At 42.9% G+C, this 12,557-nt stretch carries 9 protein-coding genes, 1 tRNA gene and 2 rRNA genes (1 of these 12 cut by a window edge); 2 read left to right on the forward strand and 10 right to left on the reverse strand.

Features of this window, described 5'->3' with window-relative positions; all coding sequences use genetic code 11:
* Position 1 precedes the first annotated feature (1 nt).
* The 6 genes from gspD to KW060_RS15190 form a co-directional block, all read right to left on the reverse strand.
* Complete coding sequence (gspD, locus tag KW060_RS15165; RefSeq protein ID WP_249036275.1) at positions 2-1,930, reverse strand: type II secretion system secretin GspD; 1,929 nt, start codon at positions 1,928-1,930, stop codon at positions 2-4.
* Positions 1,931-1,932: 2 nt separating this feature from the next.
* Entirely contained in the window at positions 1,933-2,784 is an 852-nt protein-coding gene (locus KW060_RS15170) for a type II secretion system protein N (RefSeq protein WP_249036276.1), read from the reverse strand.
* A gap of 185 nt (positions 2,785-2,969) precedes the next feature.
* On the reverse strand, positions 2,970-5,546 hold the full coding sequence (locus KW060_RS15175) for a TonB-dependent receptor domain-containing protein (protein WP_249036277.1): 2,577 nt from the start codon (positions 5,544-5,546) through the stop codon (positions 2,970-2,972).
* 71 nt (positions 5,547-5,617) lie between these two features.
* The gene (locus KW060_RS15180; protein ID WP_249036278.1) at positions 5,618-8,353 is read right to left on the reverse strand and encodes a hypothetical protein; all 2,736 of its coding nucleotides are present in this window, start codon (positions 8,351-8,353) and stop codon (positions 5,618-5,620) included.
* A gap of 159 nt (positions 8,354-8,512) precedes the next feature.
* Positions 8,513-9,040: a prepilin peptidase gene (locus KW060_RS15185; protein WP_249036279.1), complete on the reverse strand. Its 528-nt coding sequence runs from the start codon at positions 9,038-9,040 to the stop codon at positions 8,513-8,515.
* A 54-nt stretch (positions 9,041-9,094) separates the two neighbouring features.
* Positions 9,095-9,457 carry a hypothetical protein gene (locus KW060_RS15190; protein ID WP_249036280.1) on the reverse strand — a complete coding sequence of 121 codons (363 nt, stop codon included), beginning with the start codon at positions 9,455-9,457 and terminating at the stop codon, positions 9,095-9,097.
* A gap of 256 nt (positions 9,458-9,713) precedes the next feature.
* Between KW060_RS15190 and KW060_RS15195 the strand changes: the two genes are divergently transcribed.
* The gene (locus KW060_RS15195; RefSeq protein WP_249036281.1) at positions 9,714-10,280 is read left to right on the forward strand and encodes a hypothetical protein; all 567 of its coding nucleotides are present in this window, start codon (positions 9,714-9,716) and stop codon (positions 10,278-10,280) included.
* A gap of 16 nt (positions 10,281-10,296) precedes the next feature.
* Here KW060_RS15195 and KW060_RS15200 read toward each other — a convergent pair whose 3' ends face one another.
* The gene (locus tag KW060_RS15200; RefSeq protein ID WP_420833132.1) at positions 10,297-10,836 is read right to left on the reverse strand and encodes a winged helix-turn-helix transcriptional regulator; all 540 of its coding nucleotides are present in this window, start codon (positions 10,834-10,836) and stop codon (positions 10,297-10,299) included.
* Between the two features lie 39 nt (positions 10,837-10,875).
* Between KW060_RS15200 and KW060_RS15205 the strand changes: the two genes are divergently transcribed.
* Positions 10,876-11,247: a VOC family protein gene (locus KW060_RS15205; RefSeq protein ID WP_249036283.1), complete on the forward strand. Its 372-nt coding sequence runs from the start codon at positions 10,876-10,878 to the stop codon at positions 11,245-11,247.
* Between the two features lie 66 nt (positions 11,248-11,313).
* Here KW060_RS15205 and KW060_RS15210 read toward each other — a convergent pair.
* The 3 genes from KW060_RS15210 to KW060_RS15220 form a co-directional block, all read right to left on the reverse strand.
* Positions 11,314-11,390: transfer RNA gene (locus KW060_RS15210), tRNA-Met, on the reverse strand.
* A 121-nt stretch (positions 11,391-11,511) separates the two neighbouring features.
* A 5S ribosomal RNA gene (gene rrf, locus KW060_RS15215) occupies positions 11,512-11,626 on the reverse strand.
* Between the two features lie 89 nt (positions 11,627-11,715).
* Positions 11,716-12,557: ribosomal RNA gene (locus tag KW060_RS15220) — 23S ribosomal RNA — on the reverse strand; it runs 1,909 nt beyond the window's last position.

Below are 12,557 nucleotides of genomic sequence, written 5' to 3' on the forward strand. Positions count from 1 at the left end.
ATTAATCTCTATCTTTTGAACTAAGGACGTTTTCCATCAAGTCATCAAGTGACAAGTCGGAACCTGATATGATTTGGCGGTCACGCATATATTGAAATTTTTGCCCCGTGACATCGGCCATTTCTGAACTGTTTCTAACGATTGTTGGTCTTAAGAAAATCATCAGATTTTTACTTTCTCTCGTTTTGCCTTCTGATCTAAAGGCACGACCAAGAACCGGAATGTCCCCCAGTAGTGGAATTTTATCGACGCTGATACGTTCATTCTGTTCAATCAACCCACCAAGCACGACAACATCGCCGTCAGTGACCCGTACTGTCGTTTGAATTTCGCGCTTATTTGTCACAAGTTCCGTTGAAATGGCACTTACCGGACCGGAAATTGAGGATACTTCCTGGCGAATTTCAAGACGAATTTCATTGCCGTCATTGATTTGCGGTTTGATTTCAAGCTGAATACCTACATTCTTGCGCTCAACTGTTCTAAAAGGATTACTGTTTGCGGCACCAAGTGTCTCACCTGTCGTAATCGGGATTTCCTGACCCGCAAGGAACGATGCCGTTTCATTATCAAGCGCCATCACCGATGGTGTTGAAAGAATATTGCTATCTGTATCGGTTGCCAGCGCATTTAATATCACACCAAATACACCGCCATCGGAAAATCTTCCAGCTGCACCGGCGGCAAAACCGTCAAGACCAAGAAAGCTATCCACTGCGGCGGCTTTTAATATTTGTGACGCGCTATTTGAATTATTATCGCCATCATCCTCAACTACGATCGCACCCGTTGCCGCAAGAATATTTGGCGCAGAATTTGAATAATTGGCAACTGTAAAAGGGATATTGCTGCTATCGCCACCAGCGAGGACATATTGCAACCCAAGTTCCTTGGATGCATTTTCAGAAACTTCTACAACAATAGCTTCCACAAGCACCTGATCACGCGGAATATCCAATTGTTCAATGACCTCGGCCAAGCGCTGTTGAATTTCAGGGGCTGCGTTAATCACAAGTGAATTGGTACCGGTATATTCAGCGATTGTAATGTCGCTATTTGCCTGACCACCCGTGCTTTCACCATTTTCGTTCTGGATCGCATTCACAAGCTGTTGCAAAACAGGTAAAATATTTTCGGTTTTCGCGTATCTAAGCCTGATAAGGCGCATGTCGCCACGGCTTGCGTTATTGTTATCAATATCCGAAATGATCGGCACATACTGATCAAGAACTTCTGGCATTCCTTTTAAAATAAGTGATCTGCTGCCCTTCACCGGAATTGCCTGAATTAAAGATCTATTGTCGCCGTTATACCCGAACTGTGCCGTCAGTTCTTTGGTAATTTCAGCCATTTCAACGGGGGAGGTATGCTTTAAATTTAATGTTCTTACCTCGGCTTGATCCACATCGATATTGGCCACAACATTTGAAATACGCACAAGATTATCTGCCGTATCTGTAACGATCACCACCGGAAGACCTTCTCTGCCATATACATTGCCAGATGCTGCGACATATGGCTTCAGTGCATTAAACACCATGACCGGATCAACATATCTTATGGAAAATACACGCGTGACCAGCTGATCACCGGTGATATTATTGCTTGAAAGACCCGCACCCGTTGATGCCAGCTCGCCTTTTGTGATTTTAATAACACCATTAGCAGACGGTACCGCCGCCATGCCATTGACTTTAAGTACAGAAAGCATGGTTTCATAAAGCGCGTTGCCGGTAATTGGTTCTGATGAAATAAGGTTCACCTTACCCGCGACCAATGGATCAATGATGAATGTTTTTCGTGTTTCGATGGCAACATCTTCAATAAAGGATTTTAGTTCAGCATCCCTGTAATTCAACGTAATACCACCCTGTTGTGCATTCGCAGAACAGCTAAGAAAGACGAAAAGTGATAAAATTAATTTTTTCAAGATTATTGTCCTAACATTGTACCCGGCAAGGAAACGGACATGCTCGCACCATGTCTTTCCAAGATAATTTCCAATGAACCTGTTGATGTATTTGAAGAGATTTCGCTTATACGTTCCCAGGAATGAAGCGTTTCTCCATTAACGGAATTTAAAATATCGCCCTTTTGCAAACCTGCCATTTGCAGCATCACATCATTGGCGTCATTACCGATCACAAAACCTGTAATTCTGTTGTTTTTACGAAACGCTTCCAGGTCAAGGCCATCGATTACAGTGTCAATATTTGATGATGATGCGGCGATGTCGTTTGTATCTGTATTGACGTTATGTGACGAACTGGCGATGCGTCTATCTTTATTCAGATAGATAATTTCAATCTGTCCGTTTCGGTTGATCTCAATATGATCGGGATAGACGGCAGAAAGTCTGATGTTTCCAGTGATATTTTCGCCGACGCGGTATAATTTCTGCACTTCGCCTTGTGGTTTTAAGATGGCGGTTCCGTGGCCATTGCCAGCACTTCTTAATCCAAAGATTTTCAAATCAATGGTGCTTTCTGGCATATTTGCCGTGCGCACCGTATCAGATGATGCTAACCCGCCGAAAAAAGCATCAAACGACATTACCGTTTTAAAATCGCTTGTTGTTGCTTTATCATTATTCGCAGTAGCAACAGGAATAACGGTTGTAGAAACCCGCATTGGATCTGTTATCATATGTGAAACAATTTTTGACCCGATAAAGGCCAAAATTACGACAGCAGCAATTTCAAAAACACCGATCGAAACCTTAAATGCTTTTGGCAATTGTGCCGTAGAAAATTTCTTTTCTTTATCTGCTATTTGTTCAGTCATACTTTTAAATTTCACATTTACTCTCACAAGAATCAGTCCTGTGATTTGCTACATTTTTAGCCAATTTTTGTTATGGAAATGTGTCAGTAATGCTACAGAAATATTGCAGTGTAACCGCCGCCAACGTAACAAAAAGGCCCGGAAAAATTCCGGGCCTTAGTGAAAAAGATTAATGTTATTTTATGTTAGAATGCATATTTGAAGCCAATTGAGAAACTGCGGCCAGCAACATATTGCTGTGCAATTTCAGTACCTTGCTTGCGAACTGGTGTTTCATTAAGAAGGTTCTTGGCTTTAAGTGTTCCGGTAATGATCGCACCGCTTGCAAGTTCGAAATCACGCGTATAAAGCATATTCAGCTCAAACGGCATTTCTTCAACAAGGTCCGGTCTTGAGAAAGTACCAAGACGGTAAATGCGGTCCCCTTGATAATTAAGAATGATGTTAAATCTTTCTCCGTTCACAAGGTTTTCAAAACCGATCTGCGCATTGGCAACATAATCAGACTGACCTTGAAGGCGGCCAACCAAATTTGTTACGTCACCGAATTTCGCAGCACTACGTGTTACTTCTGAATCGATGTATGAACCATTCACTTTTAGGAAAAACTCGCGATCTTCCCATTCACCAAGTGTTTTTTCAAGTTCAATTTCAACACCTTTAAGCTTGGCTTTTTCAGCGTTTGCGATTGTATCTGCTTCGCCGTCACCACGTGCAAGAATTGAATATTCAATCGGGTTATCAATTTCTTTATAGAATGCACCAAGTGTGAAGCTTTCACCATCATTGAAATACCATTCAAAACGAGCGTCAAAGTTTCTTACTGTCGCTATTTCAAGATCAGAATTACCCTTTTCCGTACGACCATCTTCACGAACGAAGAATACTGGCGCAAGTTCACGGCTATCTGGACGGTTCAATGTTTCAGAATAACCTAGACGGACTTGCATATTTTCTTCAAATTCCCAAGTAACTGTCGCAGAAGGAAGCCATGATTGCTTTTCCTGATTTACCGCAATTGGAACATTGGTTGTACGGTCATTTGTCAGAACAGTTTGAAGACTGTCTTCAAAACGAACACCACCGGATACGCGAACTTCATCATTGATTTGATAATCAAATTGAGTGAAGAACTGCTTGTTCTCAAAATCAGCGTTAAATGCGTTTGAGGCATCAAATACTTCGCGCAGGAAAATACCATTTGGATCAATGTTTGTTGGACCAAATACAATTTCCGGAACATATGTAAGAAGTTCATAATTGGTAACCGGACCAACATCGAAGTGATATTTCAGATAATCAGATGAACGTGTTTTCTCGTTGTAACTACCACCGAATTTAAGGTCAAAAGAATAACCATTAATATAAAGTGGTTGTTTTACGCGGAAACCCATATCAAGCGATTCATCGTTCATCATACCAAATTCGGTTCTGTTACCGATAGAACGCGCATTCAGTTGCCATACTTCTCTGCTGATGTCGTAAATATAGTTAAAACGACGACGCAGTGGCACATCACGTGATGCTTCCGTATAGTTCACAAACCATGATAGTTCTGTCATTTCATCGAAATTAAAATCAAAAGCATGTTCACCATCAAGGGCATGTGACCAAACCTGACGCTCTTTCCAATCAAGGCGTGTAAAGTTCGCCATGTCTTCAGAGTTCGTTGTACCCTGCTGGATTTCAACCTGTTGTTGACTAGAACGAAGAAGAAGACTTGTATATTTGATACTATGATCAGCATTGATCTTTAAGCCTGCGGCTGCAAAGGCATTAAGATCAATATCCCATGTTGTTAAACGGTAACCACAATCACTGGCATCAACACCGTTTGCAATACATGCATCTGGGCTCATATCACGGTCAGGTTCAAGACCGGAATCAGTTGCTCCTGATGCCTGATATGTTGTTCTTTGACCAAAAAGATTACGCATCTGGCTGCCATAATCGATGGCTGCAACAAATCCAAGTTCACTTTCGTCACCGATAAATACACTACTACCGCCTGCGGCGCTAAAACCGAAGTCCGCAGCAAGTTTTTGATTATCAATTGACCAAAGGTTAGGGAAAGCTTCACCGGCTGCTTCTAGCTCTTCCGGTGACATGCCCTCTAACGTCGGGTTCGCAGCAATTGCAGCAGGTAATTCACGTTTACCATCATCAAAGCCCAACCAATCAGTATCACTGCCGTCATACTGTAGGCCGTCTTTAAATGTTGATTCCGTATTAAATCCGGCATCAAAACCCATTTCGAAGAATGTATCATCCGGAACAGCAATCGTGCGGATATCAACCACACCACCACCGAAAGCACCAGGATATTCTGCGGAATAAGTTTTTTGCACCAAAACACCACTGACAAGTGATGTTGGGAAAATATCAAGCGGTACAGCACGCTTAAGCGGATCAGGAGACGGAAGCTCCATACCATTTAGAAGCGTCGATGTATAACGTTCACTAAGACCACGCACCACAACATATTTACCAGAAGAATCCGGTGTAATGCCAGGCAAACGCGTTAGCGCAACAGCAACATCACTATCACCAGCATATGTTAAATCTGTTGCCGTCAAAACGTTAGAAATTTCCGAAGTCGATCTTTTCTCGTCCGGAATATAGCGGCCTACTGCAATAACTGTATCCACATTATCTGGATCAGCTTGTTGAGCGGTTGTTTCCTGTGCCATCACCAGGTTTGGTGAAACCATTGCACATGAAGCAAGTAGCGCGCCTTTAAAAGATTTTTGAAATATATTCATTTTATTCACCGTAGTTTCGCAATAAAAATTGCCGTGGCAGGCGAACCCGCCACAGCACTATCGTTTTGCGTTTACTCGTTTAGCCAGACTGTCCAGCCCTCAGTCCAGTTACTGCCTGAGTTCTCAACCGCACCAATGTAATCTGTTGCATCGAACCAAGTACCAAGCGTTGCTGGGTCTGTTGCATCTACTGCATTTTCATTTGTACCGTTGATGTAGGCATGTGAACCGCCAGCTGGTGCTGATAGTGTTGTTACACCAGTGTCATTGTCGTCTTGACCTTCGAACCAAGTTTGTAGGTCACCGTCTTCTGTATCAGAAGCATATGATGTTCCACAGCTTAGGTATGTTGAAGTGATTGTGATACCTTCACCAGGTGTTGCACTGTCACGACGTGAGTATGTTGACGCCTGATCAAGGTCTAGACAGAAGTCATTGAAACCTTCAGTTACAACGTTGATGATTTTGGCGCCTGTACCTTCGCGAAGAAGAATACCGATATCGCCATTTGTATCGCCACCAACCAATGTGATATTGGAAAGAAGTGGTTGTGCAAATGGTGCTGCGTCATTGTCAGAACCGTTGTTATCCGCTTCGATACCTTGGTCAGATGCAAGCTGTTCATCATTTTGAACCACAACCGCATGCTGAATTGCACCGCGCCAGCCTTTTGTCCAGTCAATACTGTCATCGTCAGAACCTGTAACAACAAGGTGTTTCACGCGAACAGTACCACCGAAGAACTCAACACCGTCATCCGCACCGTTATGTACTTGTACGTAGTCAACTTCTGTTTCACGGCCAACACCGCCAAATGCGATACCGTTTAGCTCGTCATCATCCGTGATGATGTTACCGGCATATTTAACCACTGTGTAGTAAAGCTGACCACTATCATCGTCATCATCGTTACCACCATAGTTACCAGCGTCACCTTCAGCTGCTGCTTCACAGATACCAACCGCGCAGCCGTTGATTGTTGCGCGACCATTGATCACAACACCACCCCATAGAGCTGTATCAGTGTTCAGGTTACGACCCGCATCATTTGTTGCTGTCATTACAACCGGTGCATCTTTTGTACCGTTTGATAGGATTTGTGAACCACGTGAGATAACAAGGAATGAGTTAGCATCTTCACCTTGAAGCTCAACACCAGCGTCAATTGTTAGTACACCAGCATCCATGCCAGCAAGTGGTGCAGTCGCATCAGGACCCTGATCTTCACCGATCACCACTTTACCACGAAGAATGTAGTCAAGACCGGATTGAAGAGTGATGTTACCTGTGTATACACCTTCCATGATACAGCCGCCTGCACCATTTGGTGTTGTACCAGCAGGACATACAGGGTTCGGGTTGATACCGTAAGTCCAACCAAGTGTCCAGTTATCAACAGCAGCGTTTGATTTAACCGCACCGATGTAATCTGTCACGTCGAACCAAGCGTCAATTGCATTTACGTCTGTCGCTGTTTGTGTGTTTTCAGTGTTACCGTTAAAGAAACTTGAAAGTGTTGATGTTGCAACCGCGTTATTTGGTTGACCTGTGAACCACGCTTCAAGATCGCCATCTTCTGTATCAGATGCAAATGCAGTGCCGCAGCTTAGAAGTGTTGATTCGATTGTAATACCATCTGCACCATCACGACGCGCATATGTTGATGCCTGGTCGATATCAAGACAGAAATCAAGGAAGCCAGCTACAACAGTGTTATAAATCTTTGCGCCAGTACCTTCACGAAGAAGCATACCAATGTCACCTTGTGTGTTACCACCGATAAGCGTTACGTTCGCAAGAGTTGGCTGTGCATATGGTGTTGCATCGTTATCTGAACCATTGTTATCCGCTTCGATACCTTGGTCAGATGCAGGTTGATTATCATTTTGCATCACAAGCACGTGTTGTGCTTTACCGCGCCAGCCTTTTGTCCAGTCAAGACTGTCATCGTCAGCACCTGTGATAACAAGGTGTTTGATGTTGGCTGTACCACCGAAGAACTCAACACCATCATCCGCACCGTTATGAACGTGAATGTAATCAAGTGTGGTACCGCTACCAACACCACCAAATGCGATGCCGTTTAGCTCGTCATCGTCAGTAATGATGTTACCAGCGTATTTAACTTGCACATAACGCATTGTACCTGAACTGTCTGCTGCATCAGCACCACCATAGTTACCAGCATCGCCTTCAGCAGCCGCTTCACAGATACCGCTTGCGCAACCGTTGATTGGCGCAAGACCGTTTACAACGATACCGCCCCACTCAGCTGTGTTGCCTTCGTTTAGTGCGATTGGTGTTGCGTTAACACCGCGAAGAATTTCTGCAGCAGATGTAAAGATAATCGGCTGACTTGCAGAACCGCTCGCGTCGATCGAAGATCCACGTGAGATTACGAGGAATGAGTTAGCATTAAGACCGGCAACTGTTACGCCTGGCTCAATTGTAAGCTCTGCGCGTGTACCGCCAGTACCGTCTGAATTTGTTTCCTGACCAACAGTTACTTTACCGTTTAATACATATGTATTACCCGATGTAAGCGTTAGATCAGATGTTAGTGTTCCGGAAACCTGACACGCTGCGCCAGTACCAAGTGCCACTTCAACAGTACCTGTTGGGCAAGATTCAACGGAACCTCCGCCACCTGAACCGCCAGAACCACCAGAACCACCTGTTCCAGGGTTTTCACCTGTTTCACCAAGTGAAGCAAGTTCGGTGTTTTTATCCCCTCCCAAACAAGCCGTAAGAGTAGACGCAGTCATTGCGATGAAAAACGCCTTCTTCATATTATTTAGAGTAATCATTTAAGACCCCGTAAAAAATTTTAAGTTACAAATCATTCAGTAGACTCACCTGAGTCCACTGTTCATCGCGATTCATACGGGGGTTATGTGACGGTTATATTTCACTCAAATGATACAAATGTGACAAATATGACAAATGTCATAGTCTTTAATATTTTATTAAAATCGGATCGTTGATAGCAATTCCAACAATTCAGATCCAAAAAGCCATGTGACCCATATCCCTATTGCCAGAAAAGGGCCAAAAGGAATTTTTGTGCTTCTTGATAGTACGGCATATATAAGTGCGCTTAAGGATGAGATTAATAAAACAAATGGTAAAAAATAAAAATTAAGCCAAACGGCACTAGCGGCAAAAAGCTTTATATCACCGCCACCAAGGCCTTGACGATTTTTAATTTTGAAAAATAAAAATGAAATGAAATAAAAAAGGCTTCCAGCAATCAAAAAGGAAATCAGTGCATTAAGTAAGTCATGGTCATTATATATATTAAAAAGAACGCCGGTTATTAAAATAAGAGCATTGATCCAATCGGGTATCTTATATTTCGTCAAATCTATATAAGATAAAACGAGTAACAATAAACAAAGAACACCCCCAAATAAAAATGACCTTTCTGATAATAGCAGCAATGTAATCGCCACCAAACCCAGAAAGGTCAAAATCGTTTTCCCATATGCCGTCATTTATTCTTTAATCCCGAAATTTAATTTCGGCATATTGGATTATTTTAAAGTATCTTACAAGCTTCCGAACATTTTAAGCCCGTCTTTAGCGATATATTTCACTTTACGTGGCATACCAGATAGTGTCATCGCGAAGCTGTTGTCACGACCATCAATGATTTCTTGGTATAATGCAACCGCCTGATCCTTACGTCCCGTTACACCATATAGAAAAGCAAGATTTACTTTTGCAAAGATTTGATCTTCTGGTGCAAAATCTGTTGAAACAAGTTCTGCTTCTGCGGCCGACCAATCACGTGCAGCAAGTTTATCAGACGCCATTTCATCCATAAGTGCAAGTGATGCCATACCTTCAGCATTCGCACTTCCTAGTCCTATCCCCAATGACATTATTAATGTAATTGCGATTTTTTTCATGTTGCACTCCTTTTTGTTTTAAAAATATAACTTTTATTACAAAGTGTCATATTACTGTAATATTTAGATGCTAGCTTAGCATCGCATAAATATAAAAGTACGTGCGAATCGACCTTTCGTCAATGGCTGGAGGCCGTAACCTATTGTAATTTCACAAAAATGTAACACGATTGTAACATTGGCTTAATGCTAGTGTCATTTTTCCATGCTTTTATACCTGAATATTCTTGATGGATTATTTTTTGGGTTTATAGCAATGAGTATTTTTAAAACAATTTCAACAGCGCTGATTCTTGTTCTTTTTACCGGTACAAGTGTTTCTTTGGCTGCAAATCGCACATCTGGTAATCTTGATTTTTTAAATCAAGACTTAAACAGTGGCTATGCACAGCAGTATGCTGCCCAAAATAATAAATCATATTCTATAGCATTAAAATTCGTACGCTCTTCCGGCCTACATAAAAGTCTTTCATTGCTTCTACTTGATTCTGTTAAATCAGACGCCGTCGTGGAACAAGCGATCACTTTGCACGGATTTGAGAATGTAAAAAAATCTGTCGTCGCGAACATTCAAAGCACAACCGTTCTATATAGATCACAATGGGTAGAACTTCTTGCGGGTCTTTATAGTGATCAATTTGATGCTAAAGTGATGCAATCAATTGTTGAGCAGGGTGAAAAATCACCCCATTTTGCCGCATTTCTAGACAGACAACATAAAGCCAATACAAGTGAAGTATTAATGCAGAGCGAACTTTTCAAAGAAGCACGTCAAAGACTAATTGATAGTTTAAAGCTTAACTTCACTGCCATGGTTCAATAAGAATAAAGCCTAACTCCTAGAAATAAATTTCAGGCGCAATAAATTTACTTATTGTTTCGCCCATATTTATAGATTGATATATGGGCTTCGGTGGTCGGGCCTCTTCAATAACATCACGCTTTACCCATTTTCTATCTTCCATCGATCTTAATGATTGTGAAAGCGCACGGTCCGTTATGGATGGTAGGTTTCTTTTTATTTCATTAAAATGTGCTGGTTTTTGTAGTGAGGATAGAATTGGTAAAGTCCAAGATCGCCTTAATAATACTTTATCTTCCTTTTCAGAAATGACAGGAATTTTGCTGGCGATTAATGCGGCCGTTTTCCCTGTATCCGTTAACCTGAATTCTGGCCTTAATGGATGACCATAACCAGGGTTTCTTTCAAGCAACCCGATATCAATGAGATGAGCAATACTCTGTGCAAAAGCCGTTCTACTTGCGCCGGTCGCTTTTAATAGCGGCGCCTGTCTTCCAGGAACACCTTCGTACAGACTTGATAATATGGGCATTGACCAAGCCCTTGATGTTATGTTAACAAATAAATTAATGTCCATAAAATATAGTTACTATATTTTTATTAAAAAGGGAAGAGAATGTCATTAATTTCATTAAATAGTACAATCACAATCGCCTTATCTGTTAAAGATCGTCACAAGAGTGCCGAATGGTATCAAACCTTGCTTGGATTTGATGTTCTATATCATGCTGACGATGTTGGTTGGTCAGAACTGCAAACCAAGACAGATGGTGTTACTATGGGGCTTGGAGAACACACGGAACCTGCACCAGGCAATTGCGTACCTGTATTTGGCACCACGAACATTGATAGTGACCGTGCAAAGTTGGAACAAGTCGGCGTAAAGTTCGATGGTGATACAGAAGTTATAAAAGGCATGGTTAAAACAGCAACCTTTTATGATCCTGATGGCAATGCCTTGATGCTAGCTGAAGATTTAACCGTGTAGCAGTTCAATTCGACCGCCGTATACAAAAACACAAAAACCCCAGCCACGAGGGCTAGGGTTTTTTATTGGTTGCGGGAGTAGGATTTGAACCTACGACCTTCAGGTTATGAGCCTGACGAGCTACCGGGCTGCTCCACCCCGCGTCATTGTAATTATTCTTTTATATCTGATATTTATCATTTAATCCAGATACAAAAAAACCGCCTTGTGGGCGGTTGATTTTGATCTTTGAGATTGTGAGGGGGTTTATAATACTCTTAATAGATCTGGCAGCGACCTACTCTTCCGCGCCTTAAGACGAAGTACCATCGGCACAAAGACCTTTCACTTCCGGGTTCGGGATGGGACCGGGTGGGACAATCTTGTTATAACCACCAGATCAATTAAAAGTATTATAAAGTCTAATTAGTATTATGTAATGAGCACCTTGCTCTGAGATCATTTTATTCTGATCTCTGTTCATGATGAGATTTCAAGTCGATCGAGTAATTAGTACTGGTCAGCTTCATGTGTTACCACACTTCCACATCCAGCCTATCAACGTGGTGGTCTTCCACGGCTCTTAAGGGAGAACTTATCTTGAGGGGGGCTTCCCGCTTAGATGCTTTCAGCGGTTATCCCTTCCACACATAGCTACCCTGCAATGCTGCTGGCGCAACAACAGGTCCACCAGAGGTGTGTCCATCCCGGTCCTCTCGTACTAGGGACAGCTCCTCTCAATTCTCCTGCGCCCACGGCAGATAGGGACCGAACTGTCTCACGACGTTCTAAACCCAGCTCACGTACCTCTTTAATTGGCGAACAGCCAAACCCTTGGGACCTGCTCCAGCCCCAGGATGAGATGAGCCGACATCGAGGTGCCAAACAACGCCGTCGATATGGACTCTTGGGCGTTATCAGCCTGTTATCCCCGGCGTACCTTTTATCCGTTGAGCGATGGCCCTTCCACGCGGGACCACCGGATCACTATGACCGACTTTCGTCTCTGCTCGACTTGTCAGTCTCGCAGTCAGGCAGGCTTATGCCATTGCACTCTCACAGTTGATTTCCGACCAACCTGAGCCTACCATCGCGCGCCTCCGTTACTCTTTGGGAGGCGACCGCCCCAGTCAAACTACCCACCATAGAGGGTCCCAGACCCGGGTTCACGGGTCGTGGTTAGATAGTAGACAGGCTAAGGGTGGTATTTCACATTGTGACTCCACGGCTACTGGCGCAACCGCTTCAAAGTCTCCCACCTATTCTACACATAACATATCCACTATCACTCTAAAGCTATAGTAAAGGTGCACGGGGTCTTTCCGTCTAAC

Source organism: Pseudemcibacter aquimaris (genome assembly GCF_028869115.1).
In the GTDB taxonomy this organism is placed as follows: Bacteria; Pseudomonadota; Alphaproteobacteria; order Sphingomonadales; family Emcibacteraceae; genus Pseudemcibacter; species Pseudemcibacter aquimaris.

What these genes read in the sequence shown, in the direction of transcription:
- KW060_RS15170 (WP_249036276.1), bottom strand. Translation starts at nt 2,784, where the DNA reads ATGACTGAACAAATAGCAGATAAAGAAAAGAAATTTTCTACGGCACAA.
- KW060_RS15185 (WP_249036279.1), bottom strand. Translation starts at nt 9,040, where the DNA reads ATGACGGCATATGGGAAAACGATTTTGACCTTTCTGGGTTTGGTGGCG.
- KW060_RS15200 (WP_420833132.1), bottom strand. Translation starts at nt 10,836, where the DNA reads ATGGACATTAATTTATTTGTTAACATAACATCAAGGGCTTGGTCAATG.
- KW060_RS15190 (WP_249036280.1), bottom strand. Translation starts at nt 9,457, where the DNA reads ATGAAAAAAATCGCAATTACATTAATAATGTCATTGGGGATAGGACTA.
- KW060_RS15180 (WP_249036278.1), bottom strand. Translation starts at nt 8,353, where the DNA reads ATGATTACTCTAAATAATATGAAGAAGGCGTTTTTCATCGCAATGACT.
- KW060_RS15205 (WP_249036283.1), top strand. Translation starts at nt 10,876, where the DNA reads ATGTCATTAATTTCATTAAATAGTACAATCACAATCGCCTTATCTGTT.
- KW060_RS15195 (WP_249036281.1), top strand. Translation starts at nt 9,714, where the DNA reads ATGAGTATTTTTAAAACAATTTCAACAGCGCTGATTCTTGTTCTTTTT.
- KW060_RS15175 (WP_249036277.1), bottom strand. Translation starts at nt 5,546, where the DNA reads ATGAATATATTTCAAAAATCTTTTAAAGGCGCGCTACTTGCTTCATGT.